Origin of the sequence: Leptolyngbya sp. FACHB-261, from assembly GCF_014696065.1 — a bacterium.
In the GTDB taxonomy this organism is placed as follows: Bacteria; Cyanobacteriota; Cyanobacteriia; order FACHB-261; family FACHB-261; genus FACHB-261.
Genome location: NZ_JACJPL010000023.1, coordinates 15,359 through 38,838, shown reverse-complemented (window position 1 = coordinate 38,838; position 23,480 = coordinate 15,359). Strand labels below are relative to the sequence as shown.

Below are 23,480 nucleotides of genomic sequence, written 5' to 3'. Positions count from 1 at the left end.
CTTTGAGTAAAGCGGCCTAGAAATTGACAGTCGCCAGGTACTGGACAAAGGCGTCGCACTCAGCGTTGATCATGGCGGTGCGCAGGTCACTGCCGTAACCAACCCCAGCCGAATCCTCAGACATGTACTGGACTACCCAGTACTCCAGATTCTGCTTGGCGACGTAGAGCGCGTTGGGGTTTGCGAAGTCGTAGTCGGCTGTGTTTACTTTAAACATTGCTTGATTTTTCTTTACCAAGCATATTCTACGCTCTTTTGCAAAACGTTACAACTCGAAACCCCAACGCGCCATCAATTTGCCTCTAGCGGAATACCCTTACGCGAGCACCTGCTGGATGCGGGCAACTAGTTGCTCAGCGGGCACTACCCCCTCTAAGCGCTCCCGCACCTCACCGCCCTGGAACAGGGCTAAGGTTGGCAACGCCCCAATTTGGTAGCGGGAGGCTAGCTCAGGATATTTATCTGTATTAATCTTCACCACCTTCACCTGACCGTCGAGCCGACGGTTTACCTCGTCCAGAATAGGTCCCATCATCTGGCAGGGGCCACACCAAGGCGCGTAGAAGTCAACCAGAACCGGGGTCGAAGACTCTTGAAGCATGTCTTCAAAGCTAGAAAACTGTTTTTTGACGCTCATATTGCGGTGACCACCTTAAAAGAAACCCTTTCCTCCAAGATGTCATACGGCCACAGAAAGGGGAGCCACAGTAGGTGTTGAGAGCCGACGATACAGAGTATCGCGTTGGACCGCAGGCCGTCCCAAGGAATGAATGGCCGCCTGCAACTGTGCCGCTGACTGACAAGTTCCCCCCTGTGCCCCTGCCATGCTCGTGATATGCTCCTCCATCAAGGTGCCGCCAATATCGTTGCAGCCCCAACGCAGCGCTTCTGTCGCCCCAGTCAGGCCCAGCTTGACCCAGCTAGGTTGATGATTAACAATCCAACGACCTAGATAGAGCCGCGCTACGGCAGTCAGGAGTAGCGCATCCTTGAGCACTGGCTGGTCCCGTCCTACCCGCTTGCGTAAAGCTGGAGGGGCATCCTGACCGATGTAGGGCAGCAGAATGAACTCGGTAATCGCTGTCTCGCTATGGCGCAGTGATTGCTGCTGCAACTGACGCAGGGCTTCCAAGTGATGAATCTGATGCTCCGGCGTTTCGATATGCCCAGAGAGTAGGGTGCTAGTGCTGGGTAGGCCTAGCCGGTGTCCAGTCCCGACAATTTCTAGCCAGGTTGCGGAGTCAATTTTTTCTGGGCATAAAATCTTGCGCACACTGTCGTGCAGCACTTCAGCTGCCGTTCCTGGCATCGAATCCACGCCTGCTTCATGCAGAGCTGTGATCACCTCAGCAAAACTCAAGCCGTCTTCACGGGCAATGAATTGAACCTCTTGCGGTGAAAAGGCATGCAAATGCAGCTGTGGGAATGTTTCTTTGAGTGTGTGTACTAGCTGCCGGTAATAGTCTAAAGAGCGCCCGTTGAGCTTGGCGCCCACGTGCAGCCCCCCTTGCATGCAAATTTCTGTTGCCCCTTGCTGCACAGCCTCGGCTGCCTTGGCGCGGATCTGCTCTGGTGATAGCCAGTAGGCTCCTGGTTGCCCTTCATCGCGGCGGAAGGCACAGAAATTGCAGTGTTGTTCGCAAATATTAGTGAAGTTGATATTGCGGTTGACAACGTAAGTGACCGTCTCACCTACCTGCTCAAGCCGCAGCTGGTTTGCAGCTGCGCCAATGGCGGCAATGGCCTCTGGCTCAATCTGAGTAAGCAGCTGCAATCCCTCTTGAGGTAGTAGATCATGACCTGAGAGAGCCCGGTCCAGAATAGTCAGCAGCGCAGTCATAAGCGGTAATGAGAGACGGGGGGTGAGGGAAGGGACCTACATTTATCTTGACACTGTGACTGGAACTCAAACGGCAGATTCTCAGTCTGCTCGGCAACAAAATAACCGGCCAAACGTCTTGATTTTGTGCCAGGGGATTACAAAGAATTGTGGTACCAGCTTTCTGCCTTGGATTGTCCCTCCGAGGAGCTGAGCGCTAGTCCCAAGTTGCAGGTGAGTGTCCGGATTAAGCAATGCCGTTCCTGAAGGTTTGGAACGCTAGCCCGCCCGTCTCTTCCAGGTCTTACCATGCGATAAATGTTGGTTCTGAACAGGACCGCTATGTTAGACACAGAAGGCAAACATTCGCAGGTGAATCATGAATCTGAGTGAGGCGCTGACTGCCCTAACCAGCCCTGAGCCTACCGTCCGGCTTCAAGGAATCAGCGAACTTCAGATCATGGGTGCGCTTCAAGAGATCCAAGATCCCCAGGCAGTGGCTGCGGTGGTGCGAGCCTTGGAGGACTCTAACTGGGATGTCTGTACCCAAGCCATTTGGACGCTAGGATACATTGCCGACCCTAGCGTTATCCCGTCGCTAGTGCGCGTTTTGCAAGATAGCCGCAGTGGACACCAAGTTGAAGCGGCCGAGGCCCTAGGCCAAATTGGCGACGCGGCCGCTGTGCCCGATTTGATTCAGTCCTTACGGGATAGTTACTGGCGGGTCCGTTGTCGAGTGGCTTGGGCGCTGGGTCGAATTGGCGCTCCCGATGCAATCCCTGCCCTACTCGCCTGTGCGCTTGAAGATGAGAGTAGCGAAGTACGGGAACATGCCTTTCGCGCCTTGGGGCAAATTGCCGATCCTCAAGTCACCCCAGCCTTGATGACGGCCTTGGAAAACGGCAGTCCTTTGGTTCAGGGTCAGGCAGCCCAGGTTCTCGGTCAGATTGGCGACCCTCAAACCGTGCCGGCGCTAGAAAAATTGCTGGCCAATCCAGACTGGCAAGTGCGCTGGCAGGCCGTCAGCGCGCTCGGACAGATTGTGGATAGCAGCACAATCCCGGCGCTAGTGCAGGCTCTCAGTGACTCGGAATGGCAGGTCCGCAAGCAGTCAGTGCGAGCGCTGGGGCAGATTCCGGCACCTGACATCTTGCAGTTTTTACTGAAAGTTCTAGCAGAGGACACTGATAGCCGGGTACAGTGGCAGGCTGTCCGGGCATTGAGCAATCACGATGATGAGCGCGTGCGTTTGGCTTTAGAACAAACGCTAGCAACAGCCCGTTCCGAGGAGTTGCGCACAGCGGCAGCAGAGGTTTTGCGTCAGAAAGAATGGCTACCCGATCCTGCTGAGCAGAGCGGTGGCGCGGCTTAAAACACCTCATCTTCAATGCCCACCCACCATTCGCCCAGGCTCATCAAGTCTGAGTGAATGTCACTGAGGCGTTGAACGTACTCGGCCTCTGATAGCTGAGCCCGCTCTTCCTGTAATTTCTGCAACCGCAACTGCACCAAGAGCCAAGGCTTGCTAATACTATTCGTCTGTTCTAAGTAGCGAGCCAGTTCTGCGCTGTCCATTATCTGGTTACAGAAAGTTACATTGCTAACTAGAAGCTAGCATAGGCCGCGAAAGGACGCTGACTTGGAGGCAAGTCTTGGAAACCCAAGCTCTAGACCAGAAAGAACCCGTGATGCCTGCACTCAGGGGTTCTTTCTGGTCACAATATGACTCTTACAATTTGAGTCAGAAGGCTTAAAGAGAACAGAACTAAAACTCGCCATCCCGCCAATAACCATCACGATAGGGGTCACCCGTATAGGGCTGCATGCCGGTAGCTGGGTAGTCGTCATCTCTAGGACTAAAAATGCGGGCGACTGCTTCGGAAAGATACTGCAAGAGCGCTTGAAACGATCGGGAGAAATTCATAAACCCATCCTCGCTACGGTGCAAAGCTTGAAGCTCTGACTCCACCAGCGGGCGTTGAACTCCCTCGCTCTGCCTTTAGTTCCATCATAAAATCTGCTCTGAGCTTAGGAACAGAACCACACCATTCTTCATTGAGTAAAGCTTGTGCTTAGGGCTTGAGCTGAAGAGCAAGCCTCTAATGACCAACAGGAGTCAGAAGAGAGACAGAATTGTTGCCTCTCTTCTGACTTCTATTGGCTTCTATACGTGGTTCATTAACCGTAATTTAGCGCTCGCGCCTAACGCCCCCGTCCTAAGGACTGGGTTTCCATCACTTCCAAGCTCTCGAAAACAGCTTCGCGCACTGTTTCTTCGCTTTCGCGCCCTAATAGCATCCGAAAAGAATCCGAGAGAGTCTGACGCTGGTCTGCGTTGAGAGGAATGCGACGGACAAAGCGATGCAGCTGACGCACTGCGATCAGGCGTTTGAGCGGATCGGTTTCGGTCAGGTCGCTGAGCAGACGGCTGATTTCCTCGTCATCTTGCTGGGCGTGGCGATTGATAATCTCCCACACCAGCAATAGCAGTACCGCCAGGGTTGCCAGACCTTGCAGAATTGCGCCAGAGGCTAACCAACGGCTCTGAGCATCGGTCCAGATCGAGACGGCAATGTAAGTGGTCAGGGTCGCCATGGCCCCTGTGCCCACCGACAGCACCAGTTGGCGATTGGGACCACTCAAGAAGCGGCGGATATCAGACCAGTGCAGCCGCCAGTCCCAAGACTGGAGCACATACACCAGCGCCATCATCGTCACACCAACCCCGGTTGCTAAAACTAGCTTCCAATTCCATAGCAGCAACGCAGCACTGGTCAGAAGCACCAATGCCCAAGTCGCTAATCCACTCTGTAAGACACTCAGATTCAATCGACGGGCTGACACCTGTACCTGCTGCCAAACAGAAGAAACCTTTGCCACGTCCAGCTTACCTACCGCAAATGGAAATATCTGTACCTATTGATGAGGCTCTTTATATAGAGTCTATTGCAACAGCGGCGGCCTGGGGGAAAATAACGAGCTAGGCTCAGCTACCGGGGGGCTGAATTCGACGGTCTGAGCTTCACCTTGAACCTCTCCCTGAAGCGCTCCTGGATGGAGCATTGCCTCAATTAGAGCTACTTCCCCCTTGATCTCTAGAGCCGCTAGCGTTCCCTGCACCTGCAAGTTCAGATCCGCTAGCCCCTCGAGCGAAGGTTGAATTGGCAATTGGTTGCGCAGTGCTTGCAAACTTTTGGACGCAAGCAAAGCCTGAAGTTGCACTAACTGAACGCCCTGCCCTTGTACCTGCACCTGAACTCGCTCAGAATTTAACTGACCACTCAGCACCAGTGCGCTATCGCTCAGCCGCAAACGCAAATCTCGAAACTTGAGTTGGCCATCCTTCAAAAGCACTTGGCCATCGACTGCATCGATGGGCCGAGCCAGTTCTGGTGACGCTATTGCCAAGTGATTGAACTCGACAATCCCCTCGATTTGAGGCTTACTGAGGTGACCTTGTAGGGTCAGTTCAGATCGCATGTCACCCTGGCCAGAAGCAGTTTGCAACAAACCCCTGTAGGGCTCCGGTACGGCAGCCAGCGGCAGGCTATGACGGGCGCGGTAGGGATCGAGCCAGCTAGTGACAATCTCTAGAGCAACTTGAGGGTTCCGGTTTGGCTCTAAAGTCTGGATCCTACCTGTGGCTAGCGCTGCCCAATCAGTTGCCGTTAAGGTCAGCCGTTGCAATTGAACTTGGTCAGGTCCAAACAGCCCATTCACATCTAGCTTGAGTTCGTCTAGATGAAAGGGATCAGGCCCCCAAATAGTTGACCACTGCCAGTTCAAGTCTTGCAACTGCGTGCTGCCCACAATGCTCAAACCCTCAGGCCAGCGTCCACTCAGATGCCAGTTGAGGTCAGACGCTGCATCGAGTTCTCTTAAGCCCAACCAAGGCTGCCAATAGGGACGAAAGCGTTGGGGCCGGAGTCCTGTGGCTCGCAACTGCACATCTACTTCCCCATTCCAGGCCACCTTGCCCTGCAAGTGCAGGGGCACAGGCTCCTGCTCCCCCAGAAACTGAGCATCAAGCTTGAGTGGGCTACCGCTAGCACCGAGCTTAGCTAGGTGCAGGTGAGTCTGGGTAAGGCGATAGGTGGCTGGTGTGCGACGGTTTGCTGTAATTGTTGTGTCGTCAACCAACGTGAGCGTTGTATTCAGGCATTCCAGCGCAGTGGGTTGTCCCGGCGTTTCGTTTAGATGGTTGAGAAGGGGCTGCCAGTTCCAGAGGCCATCAACGTGGCGATGCAGCAGCAAGTTAGCTCCCTCAATCGTGATCTGACTGGGTTGGAGTTGTCCTCGCAGAAGTGGCCGTAAGGCTAGCCGAACCGCCAACTGAGGTGCTGCCAGCGCTACTTCGGTAGAGCTCGGCTCCACCAGACGGAGACGAGCGACCAAGGCCGGTTGTCCCCAATGCCGAAGGGGACTGCGAACCTCTAATTGCTCTAAACTAGCCACCATCCCCGTGGCCTGCGAGAGTGCCTGTTCCAAGGGCAATCGATAGGGGCTCGGGTCAACTAAGACCGGCAGGGCCGCCGCCAATAAGACGAGAGCTAGCAACACCCCCGCGCCGACGCCGAACAGGCGAATGAGAACCCGATGCAGTCTTGACGGTGGGAGAGGCTCTGGCATAGTTCAACCATAATGCCAGTGGCTTTGTTGTCCACTTGTCAGGCCAACTATAGTCGTGGCACAAAGTCAGCTAAAACCCTGCCCTTTAGCGACCACTATTGAAATGGTTCAGCAATCTGTAGCCTGTCAGGATAGTCCCATGAGCAAGACGCCTACTGATTTTTCTAACGCCCGTAGCCTCCGTGAGATTTGGCAACAAGCAGCCCAGCTCTATGGAAGCCGGGTTGCGCTCAGGGATCCCCACAGCAAACCAGAAGTCAGCCTGACCTTCGACCAGTTCTACGATCAGTTGTTACGCTTCGGGGCTGGCTTGCGCAGTTTGGGCGTGCAACCTGGTGACCGCGTTGCCCTGATCTCAGATAATTGCCCGCGCTGGATGATTGCAGACCAGGGCATTTTGGCCCTAGGAGCGGCTGATGCTACCCGCAGCCCCCAAGCCGACCGTGAAGAACTGCTGTACATTCTGGAGCACAGCGGCAGTAACACTCTAGTGATTGAAACTCTAGCTGCCCTGAAAAAACTCCAGCCGGAGGTCGGTAAACTGCCGATTGAGCGCACAATTCTGCTCTCGGATGAGACCCCGCCTGAGGGCATCTTGAACTTTAAACAAGTTCTGGAAAAAGGAGACAACCGCGATATTGGCGCAGTTGAAATCACTCCTGACACCTTGGCAACCCTAATCTACACTTCGGGCACGACTGGTAAGCCGAAGGGGGTCATGCTCAGCCACGGGAATCTGCTGCATCAGGTCACGACCTTTGGTACCGTGTTACGGCCCGAAGTCGGCGCTAATATACTGAGCATTTTGCCCACCTGGCACTCCTACGAGCGCGCCTGTGAATACTTTTTGCTGTCCTGTGGCTGCACGCAGATCTACACGTCGATCCGCCACATCAAAGCTGACCTAAAGCAGTACAAGCCCAACTACATGGTTGCTGTACCGCGCATCTGGGAAACCATCTACGAAGGTGCTCAGAAGAATCTACGCGAGCAAACTGGGGCTAAAGGCAGGCTAGTCCAGACATTGTTGCAGGCTGGTCAAAACTACCTCCTCAACCGTCGCATTGCCGACAACATGAGCTTGGAGCATCTAAACGCTTCGGCTGCAACCCGTGCCCTGGCTGGTCTTCGGGCTGCTAGTTTGTGGCCTTTATATGCTTTGGGGGAGCGCCTGGTCTATGGCAAAATCCGCGAGGCCACCGGGGGCAATCTGGATTGGGTGATCAGTGGCGGCGGCTCACTGGCTCCCCACCTGGATCTGTTTTTTGAGCAGGTGGGAATTGAAATCTTGGTGGGATACGGTCTGACCGAAACCTCGCCAGTGCTGACTGTGCGTCGGCCCGATCACAATCTACGAGGCTCGGCAGGACGACCGCTACCCAAAACTGAAATCAAGATTGTCGATCTCGACAGTCGCCAGCCTCTGCCTGCCGAGCAGCAAGGTTTGGTCTTGGCCCGAGGACCGCAGGTGATGCAGGGCTACTACCGGGATCCGGAAGCCACTAACAAAGCCATTGACCCTCAAGGCTGGTTCGATACGGGCGATTTGGGCTGGCTTAGTCCCGATGGCGATCTGGTGCTCACTGGCAGGGCCAAAGACACGATTGTGCTGACCAATGGCGAGAATATCGAGCCACAGCCGATTGAAGACGCTTGCCTGCGCAGCCCGTACATTGAGCAGATCATGCTGGTGGGACAGGACCAAAAAATGCTGGGTGCCTTGATCGTTCCTAACCGAGAAGCGCTAGCACAGTGGGCTATTACTCAGGGCATTACCCCTGCTGAGCCAGAGCAGCTTGACCTTAGCAAGAAGCCGTTTTACGAGCTGATCCAGTCAGAACTCAAGCGAGAAGTCAAGAACCGACCAGGCTACCGTGCCGATGACCGGATTGGGCCAGTGCGCTTCTTAAGCGAAGCTTTCACTCAAGAAAATGGCATGTTGACGCAAACCCTCAAGGTCCGTCGTCCGGTTGTCGCCCAGCGTTACCGGGATATGATTAGCGAGATGTTCGATTAGCGCCTGCTGTTCGACGGGTTCTCGTTCGTTCAACCAGTCGCTCAATTTAGCTCAAGCTCTGGTCCAGTTCGCTTTCAGTTCACGTTAGTTTAGTCACTCTAGTTGCCCCACACATGGATCTTGCCTCCTCTCTGCTGCTCAAGCGCAACGTCACGATCAAAGCTGTAGTTACCCCTCGCTGGCGCGACGAAGCCCAGCAGCAACTGCAAGCTCAGTTGAACCAGCTCGACGGTGAAATTCAGCGAGTCGAGCAGCAGTACTCACGTATGCTTTCCGAAATCCAAAAACAAAGCATCCAGTTGCCTACAGGGCCTAGTGGCGCTAGCAAGCAGCAACTTGATGACCTGCAGTTGCAATTCAACAACCGCAAGGCGGAGTTGCTCAACCAGAAAAACCAGGTATTGCAGCAACTCAACCAGGTGCAGATTCTGGAGATGGGGCAGGAAGTGGTGCAAGGACAGCTCGATAGCTACTTTCAGGTCAACAAGGGCGATAATCTCGTTGGCAAAATGCAAGTAGAGATTCTGCTGCGTGATGGCATTATTGAGGCAATTCGCGGCGAGATTTGAGCCTAAGCAGTGCCGAAACCAACTGAAGGGGGATCAGGTGCACTGTAGAATGAGAGGCTGCAATAATTAGCAATCTGCACGCCAGCCGAGACGCTCATCATGATCTACGAAGTCTTCATGCCCGCCCTGAGTTCTACGATGACCGAGGGGAAAATTGTCTCCTGGAATAAGTCAGAGGGGGAGCGGGTTGAGAAGGGTGAAACCATCGTTGTCGTGGAATCTGACAAAGCCGACATGGATGTGGAGTCCTTCTATGAAGGTTATGTAGGGGTCATCATCGTTCAGGCCGGGGAAACTGCCCCAGTCGGCGCTACGGTGGCCCTGATTGCTGAAACCGAAGCGGAAATCGAAGAGGCGAAGCAACGGGGCACAGATGCAGTCAGCCCAGCCCCCGAACCAACGCCCCAGCCCGTGGCTGTTGTCGGTTCGGTCCCGGCTGAATCGGCCGCAGCATCAACACAAGGCAGTTCGGTCAGCACAACCAATGGCAACACCGGCGCGACCAATGGTGCGACTAACGGGCGCCTGATTGTCTCCCCACGGGCCCGCAAGCTAGCTACTGAACTGAAGGTTGATCTCAAGACACTCAAAGGCAGCGGCCCCAACGGTCGTATCGTGGCCGAAGATGTGGAAGCGGCTGCCAACAAGCCCTCTGCGAAGCCTTCAGCTTCAGTCCCAGCTCCTGCGACCACCAAAGTTTTGGTACCGCCCCCCGCTGCCATTCCTCAGTTCCAAGCAGCTCCAGCCCCTTCCCACAGCAGCGAGACAGCAACGGTCGAGAAGGTGGCGCTGACCACCTTGCAAGCGGCAGTGGTGCGCAGCATGATGGCGAGCTTGCAAGTGCCTACCTACCGGGTCGGCTACACGATCACTACCAACGGCTTGGATGCACTCTACAAGCAGGTGAAGTCCAAGGGCGTAACGATGACAGCCCTGTTGGCCAAAGCCGTCGCTGTCACCCTGGTCAAGCATCCTTTGCTCAATGCCAGCTATGCCGAGAACGCGATTCAGTACCGCTCGCGCATCAATGTAGCGGTGGCAGTGGCTATGGACGATGGTGGCTTGATTACCCCTGTGCTTCAAGACGCCGACCAAACCGACCTGTATCAGCTCTCTCGCAACTGGAAGAATTTGGTAGAGCGTGCTCGCCTCAAGCAACTGCAGCCAGAGGAATACAGCTCCGGCAGCTTTACGCTCTCAAACCTGGGGATGTTCGGCGTTGATCGGTTTGATGCGATTCTGCCACCAAACCAAGGCGGCATCCTAGCGGTTGGTGCTTCGCGGCCGCAAGTCGTGGCTGACAGCGATGGGGCAATGCGGGTACGGTCCCAGATGCAGGTGAACCTTACCGCAGACCACCGCATCATCTATGGGGCCCACGCAGCTGCTTTCCTCAAGGACCTAGCGGCTCTGATCGAAACCAATCCACAGTCGTTAACGCTGTAACCTGCTTCTGAAGTGACAGACTCGACAAACAACCGATGATATAGACAGGCTTGGCATAAGCTAAAAGCAATCGCCAAGCCTGTCTGTTTGTTGCAGCCTGATCTTAGGCAGCATGGCTAGTCAGACCAGATGCTAGGAGACTAGATGCTAGAAGACCGGGCGCTAAGAAGCTAGAAGACCTTTGATCTGGGTGATTGGGAGGGTCAAGAACTGATGACAACGCTAACAGGTCAATCCTTCCAAATTGAATATCCCGAAGCTGACGGTGAACCTATGGCGGAGAGCGATCCGGCTCGCGATTACCTGATTTATGGCGTTGAGGCTCTAGACATCTATTTTCAGAGCCGCAGAAACGTCTACGTGTCTGGCAATCTGTTTATCTACTACCAACAGGGCGATCCCTCTGCGGTCGTGTCTCCCGATGTGTTTGTGGTATTTGGCGTAAGTAAACGCAAACGTCGCAGCTATCAACTCTGGCGCGAGGGCAACAAGGCTCCAGCCTTTGTCCTGGAAGTTACATCGAGGACGACTCGTAAACAGGATGAGGAAGAGAAGCCCAAGCTCTACGCTCAGTTAGGCGTGCAGGAGTACTTCCAATACGATCCAGTCGGCGATTATTTGCAGCCTCAGTTAAAAGGCTCGCGCTTAATAGATGGGCAATATCAAGCCATTGAGACGCAAACACTGTCCCCTCCCAGAATGGGAATGTCAGAGGTTATTTCGCTGCATAGCCAGGTGCTAGGGCTGGATTTACGGCTGGAGGAGCCCGGCTTTGCTGTTGCTATCGGCTCCGCTCAGGCTATCGCTGAGATGCCAAGAGAACTGCGCTTCTACGACCCACAGACCAATGAAAAGCTCTTAAGCCATCGAGAATCTGAACAGGCTCGGCAACTGGCTGAACAAGCCCAAGCGCAAGCCGAACAAGCCCAAGCGCAAGCCGAACAAGCCCAGATCCAGGCTGAACAGGCCCTCCAGTCAGAAGCCCAAGCCCGACGCGCAGCAGTTCCCAGACTGCGGGCCATGGGTCTGAACGTAGAGCAGATTGCACAGGCCCTGGAGTTACCTGTAGCAGAAGTCGAGCGGATGGCGTCAATGGGTGAAAGTGATGGAAATCCTGTAACCTCCTGACTCAATCCGATTTGAACGAACAATTGAGTGGCCCTCAGTTAACCCCCACGGTCAACTGGAAGAGTTGGCGATAATGGCAGCAGATTGCCCAGAGGCAAATTAAGCATGTCCAGCAGGGATGCAGGCGACAGCACCTATGCCCAGATTGTGCAGCAACTCCCCTTGCCCACTTGGCAGCAGAGCGAGCGGTTTGCTCGGTTCGTTTCTGACGCTCACAGTTGGTACAAGCACTTGCCGCTCTATCCCAAAGTTCCCTTTGTGTTCTACCTGGACCCTCATGCAGGGGAGAACCTCGAAGCCAACAGTCGTGGCCATTACACCTGGCAAACGACCAAAACCTATCGCGAGCGCTTTGGCTTTTGGAACTACTTTGCTCCCTACGGTGGCTCCCTCACCTTAGAAGATGGCAGTATCAGCAGGCTGACTAGACCTGGGCTCAAGATTCTGTTGTCTACAGATGACTGGGTAGCAGTGCCACCAGCCTTGCAAGCGGCAGGGACAGCCTATGTCAATGCCATGCTTCATCCCATGCCCAGTTTTCATGTCTGGACTCGGGAGTCTTCAGAACAGTTTCAATTTTCAGAAGCGTTGCAGCAGGAGTACGCTCAACTACCTGCCCAGTTACCACCTGAACTGCGAGGCTTGTACCTAGTTCTGAGACAAGAAGTGAAAAACGCAGCCGGTGCCTATCCTGCTAAGCCCGGCAGCAAGCTGCCTGCACCCCTGCTGGCGTTCATTGAGGAAGCCGTGAGCGACCGCTTTTTGTCCCACGCCTGGGAATGGCCGGATCAGGGGTGGCTGACTCAGATAAAAGGAGAAGGGGCTACAGAGGCAATGTTGCCTGATGTGCTTCAGCGGGTCGAACTAGAGCGAACTTTGCGTTGGCTGAGCCGATTTGCAGCTCAAAAAGAAGAGGTCTTTCTCCAGTTTTTTAAAGTTATTGCCAGAGAGCGTGTACGACAATTAGTCGATATGCAAAAAGCCATGCATCGTTTTGTAAATGCGGTGTGTAGCTAAGAAGACTTGCTGCAACTGCTGTAGGCCCACTACAGCAGTTCGATTGTTTGACTAAATGTATTTCTTGCCAGTGACAACCAGTTGATAGATTGAGGGGATGCACGTACCTTTGTGCGTGTTTTTAGCGATCTGTGGAACAGGCTGGAGTGCTAGGATCTTTTTATTAAGACAAGCCAAGTAGCAATAGCAGCATGGCCACGCATAATTTCTACTCCGAGTTGCCTACGTTAGAGCATTTTATTGATATAACCGATTCCACAAATTTTGTGTCTGTGCCCAATGATTGGCACATTATTGTTACCGATATTTGTAAATCTACCCAGGCGATTGAGTCAGGTCGTTACAAAGAAGTTAATTTGTTAGGCGCTTGTTCTGTTGTTGCTGTACTGAACATTGCCGAGGAAATTGAGATCCCGTTTGTGTTTGGTGGGGATGGCGCTACCCTTCTGGTTCCGCCGGTTTTGTTAGATAAAGCCCAACAGGCTTTGCTAGCAACTCAAGAATTGGCAATAAAGCAGTTCGGTATGGAATTGCGCGTAGGCATCGTGCCCATTTGGCACCTGGCAGAAACGCCTCACACTGTTGAGATTGCCAAACTCAAAATTTCTGAGCACTATCACCAAGCAATTTTTACTGGTGGTGGCTTAACCCAGGCAACCAATCTGGTCAAAGATCCAAATACCACTGGTTTATACAAACTCAATTCTAAATTTGTGACACCCAAAGCTGACTTCGGTGGTTTAGAATGCCGTTGGCAAGATATCACCAGCAAACGGGGCGAGACTGTCAGCTTGCTGGTCATGGCAACAACACCTGAAGTCGAGCAAGCCGACTCTATTTATAAAGCTGTTATTGGTAAAATTCAGCAGATTTATGGCAATGAAGAGTCTCTTAATCCGATCTCTGTTGATAATCTCAATTTGACATTCTCAAGCCAGAATCTTTCTCAGGAAACTAGAGTTCGTTCTGGGTCTAGTAGTTTTTTACATTGCCAGAGTTATCTATCAAAAATTAGGCTAGAGAATGCACTGGGCTCTCTGCTCATGCAATCCAAAGCTAAATTCGGCGATATCAACTGGGGACTGTATAAAAAAATCGTAACAGCCACAGCGGATTACAAAAAATTTGATGACATGCTACGCATGGTCATTGCTGGTAACGCCACCCAACGCAAAATCCTAACGGCTTATTTCGAACAACAGCGTCGAGCGGGTAAGCTCGTCTACGGTTTACATGTTTCTAACCGGGCTCTCATGACCTGCCTTGTCTTCGAGCGCAATGGTCGGCAAGTGCATTTTGTCGATGGTGCTGATGGGGGTTATACCTTAGCGGCCAAAGCTATGAAACAGATGATGGAGCAGCCTGAAGGTGATCTGATCAGCGCCTAGAGAAATCGCCTGAGCGCCTAAACTATGGGCCTAACTATGCGAGGCTAACGTTGTCGAGGCTGTAGCAAGCGAGCGACAATCGAGAGCCTCACTCCCTTGGTGTAGCGTGCGTTGGTTTTGGTGTTTTCTGATCTTGATGCTGCTGGTTTTCTGGAGTCCTGAAAGCCCGGCCTTGGCCCAGCCTTCCTTAACCCGTCTGTCCCTGACTCCAGAACTGCTGCGTGATCGGGTGCGTCATCCACTGCTGCGTGATGGCACGCCTTGGATTGACCTGCGGCAGCTAGAGATTGACCTTCGAGACACCAACCGCACCCTACAGGAGCAGTTTTATACGCAACTACGGGCACGTCTGCTAAAAGCTGATGGCGCTTTGATGGGGCTAGATCTGAGTGATTCGATTATTCGGGGTGACTTGGAGCAGGACCGATTGGGCATTCGCATTCCGGTCTTCAGCCAACCTGATTTGGCAACCCTCAGCGCTCAGGAGCAGGAGCAGTTGGCGCGAGACCGCCGCCGCCTGAGTCAGCTCAGCCGCTTGTCTCGCACGCTCCTGAATGACCCTGATCGGCTGCCACAACTTGATTTGACCCTGATTCGAGGCCCTCTACGGCTGCAACGGGCTCGCATTACTGGTCGCACGCGTTTTGTCAACACCTTCTTCTTAGAGAAATTGGATGCCACCCGGGCGCGCTTCGAAGGCGGCGTGGATTGGTCAGAGGCTCGGTTCAGCAAGCCAGTCAGCTTTGCCGGAGCAATATTCAGTTCTGACCTTAGTTTCCGGTCGGCCCTGTTCTTCGCCTCAGCCAACTGGGCGGGGGCTCGGTTCGCAGGCAGTGTGAGCTTTCAAGGTGCAGAGTTTCAGCAAAGCACCAGTTTTGCTCGTTGCTATTTCCAACAGGCAACCGATTGGCGACGGGTACGTTGGCAGGGCAATGCTGATTTCGCAGGGGCGCAATGGCTGGGACCAGCAGACTTTGAGGCCAGTCAATTTGGTCAAGGTGCCTTTTTCTCGGATGCCAGCTTTGCGAACTTGGTCAGCTTTCGAGAGAGCCAATTTGCCCAGCCTGTGAATCTGCGCGGGGCTGCCATTCGCAGTCGGGCTGATTTCAGTTATGCGCTATTCGCCCCCGGCGCTTACCTAAACGTTTCTAGCTTGCGTTTCGATCCTGAGCAGGCCCGCATCTTTGGCAATCCTGGGGAGATCGGACGGCACCTCCAGGTCCCTACCCTGGTTGGCAATGATGAAGTTCTGCGCGGTTTAGTGCGCAACTTCCGCGACCTAGAACAAATTGCGGATGCTAACCAAATCGAGTACACCAGCGAGCGACTGCGGGCCGCAAAACTTTGGCATCAGCTCGTAGATGTCAACATCAACGCTGCCACACCTCAGCAGCTTGTATCTCTGGGCTTCAACCCCGTGCAAGTCGAGGCGATTATGCAGTCTCGACGCCAGGCTCCCTTCCGCAAGACTACCGATCTACTTAACGTCCGGGAGATTGACCTGGCTGTGATTGCTCGGCTGCGTAATCGTCTGGCTGTTGGTGAACCGCTCAGCTGGAGCCAAAAGCTAATTCTGGCCCTCTATTGGCTGTGGCTGCAAGCCTTGCTGCTCCTGAGTGAATATGGCACCGACTTCTGGCTGGCCTTTGGTTTAGGACTATTGGGCCTGGCCTACTTCGCGTTGGTCTTTTGGGCGATTGACCGGCTACGGCTACGAGCTTCCCTGCCCCCTGCTAGCGAATGTATTGGAGTTGTGAGTTTGGCCTCGACGTTGAGCACGATTGCCCTGATCATCATCTTCAGCCGTTCTGCAACGCCAGGCTGGATGCTAGACTTCTGCGGTCTTTTGACGTTGCCCCTACCGCTGTGGGCTTTACTGGGAACGCTGCGGCGACCACCGCCGACTGCTTTGCCAGAAGCTAGCTACTTTGTTGAAGACGGCAGCCAGCGAGAATTGCATCTGCAAATTGGCCGCTTACCCATTCGTCCTCGCTTTCCCTGGTTTCGCGACCGTTATCTGCCCCTACAGTTGCGCAACTCCTGGAACTGGCTGAATTATTTTGATCTGAGTCTAGATAACTTCTTCAAGATCAGCTTCAATGACCTACGCCTCCGCGACGAGCAGCTTCCCCCACTTGTTGCCCTTTTGGTTTGGTATCAGTGGCTCCTGGGACTGGCCTATGCTGTTCTGCTGCTGTGGACCCTGTCGCGCACGATTCCGGGCTTAAATCTGTTTATTTACTTCTGATTTACAAGTAGGGAACCTGTCCTGGGGACGAGCTATGCCGGATTGAAGTCAGCGGTTTGCTGTTTTTCTGTTAGCTTGAAGATAGAGCTTGACAAACTAATACCGGCTCCCCTCTCCATGCCAGCACTGCAACTGATTGCCCATGCTGCTAACAGCTGAGCACCTGCTGAACTACCAGCGCTGTCAGCGGCGGGCCTTTCTGGACCAGCGCGGCGACCTAGCATTTCGCTCTCCACCCAGTGATTTTTTGCGCAAGTTACTGGAAGACAGCGCGCTGCACCGACGGGAAAAATTAAGCGACTTGACCTGGCAGAGCCCAGTCTATGCCAAGGGCGATTGGCAAGCGGGAGCAGCTGCAACCCAAGCTCTCATGGGGCAGGGCGTTGAGCGCATCTTCCAGGGCGTGCTGATTGTACCGCCAGAAGAACCAGAAGATATGGCTCTAGCAGGTATTGTTGATCTGCTGGAGAAGCGACCTGGACGCTCGGACTTTGGTGATTGGGTCTATGTCCCCATCGAAGTTAAGCTGGGCAAGCGTCCCAAACTGGAATACCAGATCGTTGCCGCTTTTTACACTCAGTTGCTAGCGGGCTTTCAGGGCGCTTGGCCGGAGGAGGCCTGGTTAGTACTGCGTGAGGCGGGGCTGTACGAAGTCGATCTCTGGCAGCGCGTTCCCCAGATGCAAACAGTATTGGCAGGTTTGCAAGAAACGCTGCGAGCGTCTGAGGTGCCAGAGGTTTTCATTTCGCGTAGCCGATGTAGCTTGTGCCACTGGTATGGCCATTGCTATGAAGTGGCACACGAAACCAATCACCTTTCTTTATTGCCAGGGGTCACCCCAACCCGCTATGCCGCTCTGCAAGAACTGGGCCTCACCAGTGTAGAGTCTCTAGCCACCGCCACGCCCAAGAGTCTCGAAGGCATTCCTGGCTTCGGTGAGATGAATGCCCATCGCCTGATTCGCCAAGCCCGCGCCACGGTTTTAGGGCAGGCTATCCCCTATCAAACGATTACACCAGCACAGGTTCCGACTGCTCCGGTTGAGCTTTACTTTGATATTGAGGCCGAGCCCGATCTAGAGTTGGCCTTTTTGCATGGGGTGTTAGTCGTCAATCGGGTTACTGGCGAAGAGACGTTTTATCCGCTGCTGGCAGAGCAACCGGATCAGGAGGCAATAATTTGGCAGCAATTTTTAGACTTAGTACACCGCTATCCCCAGAGTCCCATTTTTCATTTTTGTGCCTATGAGGTGCAGACTGCTCATCGCTTAGGTCAGCGCTATGGCACGCCACCGCCTGTTATTGAGGCTTTAGTTGCCCGCTTTGTAGATTTACACGATCTAGTTACTAATTCGGTAACGCTGCCTGTTGAGAGCTACGCGCTTAAGCTCATCGCCCGCTGGTTGGGCTTCCGCTGGCGCGATCAGGGCGTGGATGGTGCCCAGGCCATTATTTGGTATAACCGTTGGCGCGAAACGGGAGACCACACTTATTTAGATGCGATTGTGCGCTATAACGAGGACGATTGTCGCGCAACCTACGTGGTGAAAGACTGGTTGGTGCGTGAGTGTCTCAATCAAACTGAATGTCAGGAGGCTTCTGGCTGAGCAGAATAGGTAATTCTGAGCCAGAATGGTTGCAGAACTTTACAAAATGCCCTAACCCGGTGCTGCATGAAGTGTATTATCAACCGCCGTGCTGAGTTCTCGGCGAGCCACCGCTACTGGTTACCCGAACTAGGCGATGAGGAGAACCAGAAGCGTTTTGGCCCAGTCGGACGCTTTCCTGGCCACGGCCATAATTACGTGCTCTATGTGGCGATGGAAGGCGACCTGGACGAGTACGGCATGGTTTTGAACCTGTCGGATGTCAAGCAGGTGATCAAGCGGGAAGTGACTAAGCCTCTCAACTTCTCGTATTTGAATGAGGTTTGGCCTGAGTTTGAGCAAACATTGCCCACCACCGAAAATATCGCTCGCGTAATTTGGCAACGCTTAGCTCCCCACCTGCCGATCGTCCGCGTTCAAGTATTTGAGCATCCCGAACTTTGGGCTGAATACCGAGGAAATAACATGGAAGCTTTTCTGAGCATCAGCACTCACTTCAGTGCCGCCCATCGTTTAGCTCTGCCCCATTTGAGCTATGAAGAAAACTGTGAGATCTACGGCAAGTGTGCTCGTCCTCACGGCCACGGCCACAATTACCATTTGGAAGTGACGATCAAAGGCAACTTAGATCCGCGTACGGGCATGGTTGCTGATTTGGTTGCCTTGCAAAAAGCGGTTGAGGACTATGTTGTGGAGCCCTTCGACCACACTTTTCTCAACAAAGATATTCCCTACTTTGCTGAGGTTGTGCCAACGGCTGAGAATATTGCTGTGCACATTCGGGATTTGTTGACTGTCCCAATTCGGGAACTGGGCGCAGAACTACACTGCATCAAACTGATTGAAAGCCCCAACAATTCTGCTGAAGTCTATGGCCCCAGCCCTAGCGTTCTCAAGCCAGAATTAGCAGCTCAAGAGCCCGTTTTGGCTTGAGCCCATTGGTAAGGAATGGGGGCAGTCTCGCTTCTCACATAAAGAGGGTGGCGAGGCTGGCCTACTTGTGTCATGCCCAAGCAGTAACCCAACTCGTAGGACGGCTTGCAGGATTGAAATCTGGGTCGGAGCAACTTCAAAACTGCCTGATGGCGTTGTTGTAAGACTCCTTGATTTCCCCAAGCAAACAAAAGCATTTGGGCTCGTTCTTGAGCGGCTAACAAATAGCGATCATTTTCTGGCCCAATCGGATCCGCAACGCGGCTCAATTGCTCGGGTCGGGTTGAGCGATAGGCAAACAAGTTTACGACCTCGACAGCCCCATATCCCCAAGCCTGGGCAAAGCCAATACAGCGACGAATCGTGGGATCGTTCTTGGTTTCGTTAGCTGTGCTGGGGTTCAGCATCACAAACACTAGACGAGGGCCTTCATTCCACTCTCGCCATAGGTTATAGCGATAATGTCCAGTCGAATCGAAAGTAGCGCCTGTGTTCACAGCTCTCGGTTTCGGCGATGAGTGACAGCTGATTAAGCTAGATTTAGCTGCTGATTTAATCTCGATTATGCTGTCATAGCTCAGACGTTTCCTGCTGATTTTCGACCTGCTTGAGTCGCTCTAGGGTTGCCATCAACTGGCCTTCTAGAGTCGCAATCTTCAGTTGCAAACTGGATACTACGGTTTGTAAGGTATCGATCTTCTGGCGATGCTTGTTTTTAGCTCCCATGTCTCTGACCGATCCTACAAGTTGAGAAGGTCACTCCATGCTTTCATCCGCCTTGTTTCAACTTCCGGATGGTTGCTAGTCTGAGGGCTTTTGTGGTGCGCTTGGGAAAGAGGACAAAAAAGCTGTGGGGGACAGGTGGGTGAAGCGCTGGCTTTGGGGGGTGTTAGCAACTATGGCTCTTGGTTTGGCAATTGGTTTAGCGACGTACAGACCTCACCTTCTACAAGGCAGCTCAGATCCTCAGGCTTCAGTTCCGGCCCCTTCAAGCCAAACGACACCTTTGTCTCCCCCCTCAGATGAGGTCAGGTATCCCATCACCAACCCTCCCCTAGTGGATGCTGACAGCCTCTTTGGCCATATTACTGCCCTAGCCTCAGAGCGTTACACACAGGCTGAGCGTGAACAAGCCCGCGCTTACCTGGTTCGGACCTTGCAGCAGTTGGGTTGGTCGCCGTTGTCATTGCCTTTTGAGACGGGTGTTAATCTCTTGGCTCAACGGGTTGGTACTGACCCTACCGCCGGGGCGATTTTGGTTGCAGCCCACTACGACACAGTTCCTGGCTCACCGGGTGCAGATGACAATGCTAGCGGACTGGCTGTAGTGCTGGAGGTAGCTCGTTTGCTTCGTTCCCGGCCCACAGCCCGTAGTTTGCAAGTGGCATTCTTTGATCGCGAAGAGGCAGGACTGCTCGGTAGCCGAGCCTTTGTTGGCAACCGTTCGCTCCTAGAAGATCTGCGTGGGGTCATTGTCCTGGACATGATTGGCTTTGCCTGTCGTAGCCCCGGTTGCCAGCGCTATCCAGACGGGCTACCGCCGCTACCTCTGCGCGACCAAGGCGATTTTCTGGCCGTGCTTGGAGACCTAGAACACTCGCCTCTGCTAAAGCCGTTTCAAGCAGCCTCAATGCCACCAGACCTACCACCAGTTCTGACTCTGCCGGTTCCCCTGCGTGGGGCTTTGCTGCCTGATACTTTGCGTAGTGATCATGCGCCTTTTTGGTTGAAAGGTATCGGGGCGCTCCTCGTCAGCGACACCGCCAACCTGCGTAGCCCCCATTACCATCAGCCCAGTGACACCATCGGAACTTTGGACTCTAAATTTCTTGCCGGGGCTGCACAACTGGTGATCAATGCCACGACTGCGCTGCTGGAGTCAACTGCGCCTACCGAAGCTACACCGGTGAATATCCCAACACCTTAAGCAACCAATGCCTTGGCTGAATGAATCTGTTCCTTGCAACTGACTGCCCTATTTCACCTTTGGCCGTGAGCTACCAACTGGGTTGGTCTATGAGTAGAGCCTCAGCTGCCTGGATATTCAAGGGTTTGGCAAAAAAGTAACCCTGTCCGTATTGACAATTGAGCGATCTGAGATGGGCTAACTGCTCAGCTGTTTCGATGCCTTCGGCGACCACATCAATGTTGAGCTTGTGAGCTAACATCATAATTGTTCGGGTGATCTCAATGCCGCAATTTTCTGCATCAGTATCTATGTCGTTGACAAAAGAACGGTCCACTTTGAGAGAATTGACCGGGAAACGATGTAAATAGCTAAGAGACGAATAGCCCGTTCCGAAATCATCAATGCACAACTGAACATCCAGTGCCTTCAATTGCAGTAGCACGTCAGTTGCAAGCTGTGTATTCTCCATGATCACGCTCTCGGTCATCTCTAATCTCAAGTTAGAGGGAGCGAGATTTGTCCGCTGGAGAATTTGGCTAATCTTGCTAGCGAGATCCGGTTGTGTGAGTTGCCGACCTGACAAATTAACGCTAATCGTTAAGGGAGATGGAAAACGGGCTTGCCACAGACTAGCCTGATAACAGGCTTCATGAAGTACCCACTCACCGATCGGTACGATCAATCCTGTTTCTTCTGCCAATTGGATAAATTCACTGGGCAGAATCATACCTTTACTAGGATGCTGCCAGCGAGCCAAGGCTTCAAAACCTGTAATCCGACCAGTTGTTAAAGAAACAATGGGTTGATAATAAACCTGGAATTCTTGGCGTTCAACGGCGCGCCGCAAGTCATTGTCGAGCTGAAGGAGTGCTAGAACTCGAGCATGCATAGCTTGGTCAAAAATGTTGTAACGTGCCTTGCCCAAAGATTTAGCGTGATACATGGCTGTATCCGCATCACGCAGCAACTCTTCAGGCTTTTCGTAATTAGTTGTTTCCAAAACAATGCCAACGCTAGCTGTGATGAAGACCTCATGGTTGTTCAAGTTGAATGGCAAGGCCAGTTCTTCTTGGATCCGCTCGGCAACACAGGTCGCGTCGTTTGACCCGTTAATATTTTCCAGCAGAATTGCAAACTCATCGCCACCTAGCCGAGCGACAGTATCTCCAGCTCGTAAGCAAGTTTCGAAACGACGAGAGATTGCAATTAAAAGTTGATCGCCCAAGATATGCCCCAAGCTGTCGTTCACAAACTTGAAGCGATCTAGGTCGACAAATAGCACAGCAAAGCGTTGATTTTTAAATTCTTTCGTTTGCTCGATGACCTGAGCTAGCCTCTGCATCAACAGAGTACGGTTAGGAAGGCCTGTTAGTGTATCGTGGAGGGCATCGTAGAGCAATCTCTCCTCAAATTGCTTGCGCTCGGTAATGTTACGCACGATGGCTAACACTTCATGGTCAGAGCTTACGACAATGCGCACCTCATAGTGGCGTAACTCATCTAAAAGCGCTAGTTGGTACTCAAAAACCTGAGTTTCGTGGGTGTGTAGTGCTTGCTTAATATAGTGGATAGCTTGCTCCGCCACGTCCAAGGGCAGAATATCGCGGAGATTTTTGCCGACCCGTTCGCTGGATGGGACAGATAAGTTATAGTCTTTAGCTGGTTTAAACTCTAAAATAGTTCCATCTTTACTGAGCTGAAGCATTAAATCAGGGATGGCATTCAAAATCGCTCGGTTCTTGGTTTCACTTCTGTATAAGGCTTCCTCAGTTCGCTTTTGCTTGGTTATGTTAATCACACAGCTACGGATTAAGTCACTTTCGTAGATGCAATGAACAAACTGCTTAAAGACTTGATTGCCAACTTCAACCTCTCGAACAAAATACTTGCCCTTCCTGCTCTCGAAAATTGGCAACAAGCCTGTGAGAATGGGATGCTTTAATCCCATCCGTCTTAGATCTGGAAATTGCCGATTGGTTGCTGGATTGAGGTAGGTAAGCTCGCCACTTGGAAGAATCTCAAAGATCGGATTGGGAATGAGTTCTGGAAAAGAGGCTAGGCGCAGCAGAGCTGCCTCATCGAAGTTGTCTAGCTCAGCGTTCGAAAGTCCTAGCATTTGAGAAGAATCGCTGAAGGTGCCCAAAAACCCAGAAATATCTTCAGGCCCACAGTTCTGTAAGATTTCTTCATTAGACAAATTTTGGGCAATGTAATACTTAGCCCTAATCGCACCTCCAAAGACGACGACATCTCCATGTTTTAAGCTGTGAGAAAAGCAGCGCTGGCCATTGACGAATAAGCCATTAGTGCTGCGCTTGCCCTGTAAATTGCTATCAATAATCCGGAATGAATAGTGAGTCGTCTTAGGATTGGTCAACCGGAGAAGAGTCGCGTGTTGGCGTGATACTTCCTTTGAATGTAGGACAATAGAATTACTAGGATCGCGGCCAATAGAATAGGTGGATTCCTCAAGAGAAATAATTTGCTTGCCCTGACTGTATTCAATAACTAATAAATGGCGAACTTGTTGCTCACCACCGACGATTGTGTCCATAGACGCATACGTATATTCCTGATTCAACATGATTTAATCCAAATTCAGATAACGAGACCGCCCTGCCTGCACGTTCACAGCAGTGAAACCAGGAGATGGTGCCAAATCTTCTATTAGCTTAAAATCCAACACCACGACTTGCGATCCGCTCAATCGCTGGTTTTCCAAAATTCTGCTGTAATCTTTTTATTACTACTTTTTATTGCTACTCGTTGTC

The 23,480-nt window shown here is 52.7% G+C and carries 21 protein-coding genes; 11 read left to right on the top strand and 10 right to left on the bottom strand.

Going from position 1 to position 23,480, the window contains the following annotated elements:
- Positions 1-16: 16 nt before the first annotated feature.
- The 3 genes from H6F94_RS14325 to cofH all read right to left on the bottom strand — a co-directional run bounded on the left by H6F94_RS14325 (position 17) and on the right by cofH (position 1,840).
- Entirely contained in the window at positions 17-217 is a 201-nt protein-coding gene (locus H6F94_RS14325) for a hypothetical protein (RefSeq protein WP_190802924.1), read from the bottom strand.
- Between the two features lie 99 nt (positions 218-316).
- The gene (gene trxA / locus H6F94_RS14320; protein WP_190802923.1) at positions 317-637 is read right to left on the bottom strand and encodes a thioredoxin; all 321 of its coding nucleotides are present in this window, start codon (positions 635-637) and stop codon (positions 317-319) included.
- A gap of 42 nt (positions 638-679) precedes the next feature.
- Positions 680-1,840, bottom strand: coding sequence for a 7,8-didemethyl-8-hydroxy-5-deazariboflavin synthase subunit CofH (gene cofH, locus H6F94_RS14315; RefSeq protein WP_190802922.1), 1,161 nt, complete (start codon positions 1,838-1,840; stop codon positions 680-682).
- Between the two features lie 358 nt (positions 1,841-2,198).
- Between cofH and H6F94_RS14310 the strand changes: the two genes are divergently transcribed.
- Positions 2,199-3,191 (top strand): HEAT repeat domain-containing protein, encoded by a 993-nt coding sequence (locus H6F94_RS14310; protein ID WP_190802921.1) that lies wholly within the window; start codon positions 2,199-2,201, stop codon positions 3,189-3,191.
- Here H6F94_RS14310 and H6F94_RS14305 read toward each other — a convergent pair.
- The 4 genes from H6F94_RS14305 to H6F94_RS14290 all read right to left on the bottom strand — a co-directional run bounded on the left by H6F94_RS14305 (position 3,188) and on the right by H6F94_RS14290 (position 6,448).
- Positions 3,188-3,394 carry a hypothetical protein gene (locus H6F94_RS14305; protein ID WP_190802920.1) on the bottom strand — a complete coding sequence of 69 codons (207 nt, stop codon included), beginning with the start codon at positions 3,392-3,394 and terminating at the stop codon, positions 3,188-3,190. The genes H6F94_RS14310 and H6F94_RS14305 overlap by 4 nt on opposite strands.
- 190 nt (positions 3,395-3,584) lie before the next feature.
- Positions 3,585-3,743: a hypothetical protein gene (locus H6F94_RS14300; RefSeq protein WP_190802919.1), complete on the bottom strand. Its 159-nt coding sequence runs from the start codon at positions 3,741-3,743 to the stop codon at positions 3,585-3,587.
- Between the two features lie 278 nt (positions 3,744-4,021).
- On the bottom strand, positions 4,022-4,699 hold the full coding sequence (locus H6F94_RS14295) for a hypothetical protein (protein ID WP_190802918.1): 678 nt from the start codon (positions 4,697-4,699) through the stop codon (positions 4,022-4,024).
- A 63-nt stretch (positions 4,700-4,762) separates the two neighbouring features.
- A complete protein-coding gene (locus H6F94_RS14290; protein ID WP_190802917.1) occupies positions 4,763-6,448 on the bottom strand; it encodes an AsmA family protein in 1,686 nt (561 codons plus the stop codon).
- A gap of 139 nt (positions 6,449-6,587) precedes the next feature.
- Here H6F94_RS14290 and H6F94_RS14285 point away from each other — a divergent pair, with 139 nt between their 5' ends.
- The 9 genes from H6F94_RS14285 (at position 6,588) to H6F94_RS14245 (ending at position 18,800) form a co-directional block, all read left to right on the top strand.
- A complete protein-coding gene (locus H6F94_RS14285; protein WP_199320436.1) occupies positions 6,588-8,465 on the top strand; it encodes an AMP-dependent synthetase/ligase in 1,878 nt (625 codons plus the stop codon).
- Positions 8,466-8,578: 113 nt separating this feature from the next.
- Complete coding sequence (locus H6F94_RS14280) at positions 8,579-9,034, top strand: YlqD family protein (protein WP_190802916.1); 456 nt, start codon at positions 8,579-8,581, stop codon at positions 9,032-9,034.
- 99 nt (positions 9,035-9,133) lie between these two features.
- Positions 9,134-10,480 (top strand): dihydrolipoamide acetyltransferase family protein, encoded by a 1,347-nt coding sequence (locus H6F94_RS14275; protein WP_190802915.1) that lies wholly within the window; start codon positions 9,134-9,136, stop codon positions 10,478-10,480.
- A gap of 213 nt (positions 10,481-10,693) precedes the next feature.
- The gene (locus H6F94_RS14270) at positions 10,694-11,608 is read left to right on the top strand and encodes a Uma2 family endonuclease (RefSeq protein ID WP_190802914.1); all 915 of its coding nucleotides are present in this window, start codon (positions 10,694-10,696) and stop codon (positions 11,606-11,608) included.
- A 105-nt stretch (positions 11,609-11,713) separates the two neighbouring features.
- Positions 11,714-12,625 carry a hypothetical protein gene (locus H6F94_RS14265; protein ID WP_190802913.1) on the top strand — a complete coding sequence of 304 codons (912 nt, stop codon included), beginning with the start codon at positions 11,714-11,716 and terminating at the stop codon, positions 12,623-12,625.
- Positions 12,626-12,816: 191 nt separating this feature from the next.
- Complete coding sequence (locus H6F94_RS14260) at positions 12,817-14,013, top strand: DUF3095 domain-containing protein (RefSeq protein ID WP_190802912.1); 1,197 nt, start codon at positions 12,817-12,819, stop codon at positions 14,011-14,013.
- Between the two features lie 106 nt (positions 14,014-14,119).
- Entirely contained in the window at positions 14,120-16,261 is a 2,142-nt protein-coding gene (locus H6F94_RS14255) for a pentapeptide repeat-containing protein (RefSeq protein ID WP_190802911.1), read from the top strand.
- A 142-nt stretch (positions 16,262-16,403) separates the two neighbouring features.
- A complete protein-coding gene (locus H6F94_RS14250) occupies positions 16,404-17,867 on the top strand; it encodes a TM0106 family RecB-like putative nuclease (protein ID WP_190802910.1) in 1,464 nt (487 codons plus the stop codon).
- 66 nt (positions 17,868-17,933) lie between these two features.
- Entirely contained in the window at positions 17,934-18,800 is an 867-nt protein-coding gene (locus H6F94_RS14245; RefSeq protein ID WP_190802909.1) for a 6-carboxytetrahydropterin synthase, read from the top strand.
- On the opposite strand, the gene H6F94_RS14240 is transcribed toward H6F94_RS14245, so the two are convergent.
- A complete protein-coding gene (locus H6F94_RS14240; RefSeq protein WP_190802908.1) occupies positions 18,779-19,297 on the bottom strand; it encodes a DUF1643 domain-containing protein in 519 nt (172 codons plus the stop codon). The two genes, H6F94_RS14245 and H6F94_RS14240, sit on opposite strands and share 22 nt — an antisense overlap.
- A 73-nt stretch (positions 19,298-19,370) precedes the next feature.
- Entirely contained in the window at positions 19,371-19,526 is a 156-nt protein-coding gene (locus H6F94_RS14235; protein ID WP_190802907.1) for a hypothetical protein, read from the bottom strand.
- Positions 19,527-19,806: 280 nt separating this feature from the next.
- Here H6F94_RS14235 and H6F94_RS14230 point away from each other — a divergent pair, with 280 nt between their 5' ends.
- Positions 19,807-20,727, top strand: a complete 921-nt coding sequence (locus H6F94_RS14230) for a M20/M25/M40 family metallo-hydrolase (RefSeq protein ID WP_199320435.1) — start codon at positions 19,807-19,809, stop codon at positions 20,725-20,727.
- A 70-nt stretch (positions 20,728-20,797) separates the two neighbouring features.
- On the opposite strand, the gene H6F94_RS14225 is transcribed toward H6F94_RS14230, so the two are convergent.
- Positions 20,798-23,293: an EAL domain-containing protein gene (locus H6F94_RS14225; RefSeq protein ID WP_190802906.1), complete on the bottom strand. Its 2,496-nt coding sequence runs from the start codon at positions 23,291-23,293 to the stop codon at positions 20,798-20,800.
- Positions 23,294-23,480: the final 187 nt, after the last annotated feature.

Coding starts and splice junctions, on each gene's coding strand:
- H6F94_RS14250 (WP_190802910.1), top strand. CDS start 16,404: ATGCTGCTAACAGCTGAGCACCTGCTGAACTACCAGCGCTGTCAGCGG.
- H6F94_RS14285 (WP_199320436.1), top strand. CDS start 6,588: ATGAGCAAGACGCCTACTGATTTTTCTAACGCCCGTAGCCTCCGTGAG.
- H6F94_RS14225 (WP_190802906.1), bottom strand. CDS start 23,293: ATGTTGAATCAGGAATATACGTATGCGTCTATGGACACAATCGTCGGT.
- H6F94_RS14270 (WP_190802914.1), top strand. CDS start 10,694: ATGACAACGCTAACAGGTCAATCCTTCCAAATTGAATATCCCGAAGCT.
- cofH (WP_190802922.1), bottom strand. CDS start 1,840: ATGACTGCGCTGCTGACTATTCTGGACCGGGCTCTCTCAGGTCATGAT.
- H6F94_RS14300 (WP_190802919.1), bottom strand. CDS start 3,743: ATGAATTTCTCCCGATCGTTTCAAGCGCTCTTGCAGTATCTTTCCGAA.
- H6F94_RS14235 (WP_190802907.1), bottom strand. CDS start 19,526: ATGGGAGCTAAAAACAAGCATCGCCAGAAGATCGATACCTTACAAACC.
- trxA (WP_190802923.1), bottom strand. CDS start 637: ATGAGCGTCAAAAAACAGTTTTCTAGCTTTGAAGACATGCTTCAAGAG.
- H6F94_RS14275 (WP_190802915.1), top strand. CDS start 9,134: ATGATCTACGAAGTCTTCATGCCCGCCCTGAGTTCTACGATGACCGAG.
- H6F94_RS14325 (WP_190802924.1), bottom strand. CDS start 217: ATGTTTAAAGTAAACACAGCCGACTACGACTTCGCAAACCCCAACGCG.
- H6F94_RS14305 (WP_190802920.1), bottom strand. CDS start 3,394: ATGGACAGCGCAGAACTGGCTCGCTACTTAGAACAGACGAATAGTATT.
- H6F94_RS14260 (WP_190802912.1), top strand. CDS start 12,817: ATGGCCACGCATAATTTCTACTCCGAGTTGCCTACGTTAGAGCATTTT.
- H6F94_RS14245 (WP_190802909.1), top strand. CDS start 17,934: ATGAAGTGTATTATCAACCGCCGTGCTGAGTTCTCGGCGAGCCACCGC.
- H6F94_RS14265 (WP_190802913.1), top strand. CDS start 11,714: ATGTCCAGCAGGGATGCAGGCGACAGCACCTATGCCCAGATTGTGCAG.
- H6F94_RS14310 (WP_190802921.1), top strand. CDS start 2,199: ATGAATCTGAGTGAGGCGCTGACTGCCCTAACCAGCCCTGAGCCTACC.
- H6F94_RS14290 (WP_190802917.1), bottom strand. CDS start 6,448: ATGCCAGAGCCTCTCCCACCGTCAAGACTGCATCGGGTTCTCATTCGC.
- H6F94_RS14280 (WP_190802916.1), top strand. CDS start 8,579: ATGGATCTTGCCTCCTCTCTGCTGCTCAAGCGCAACGTCACGATCAAA.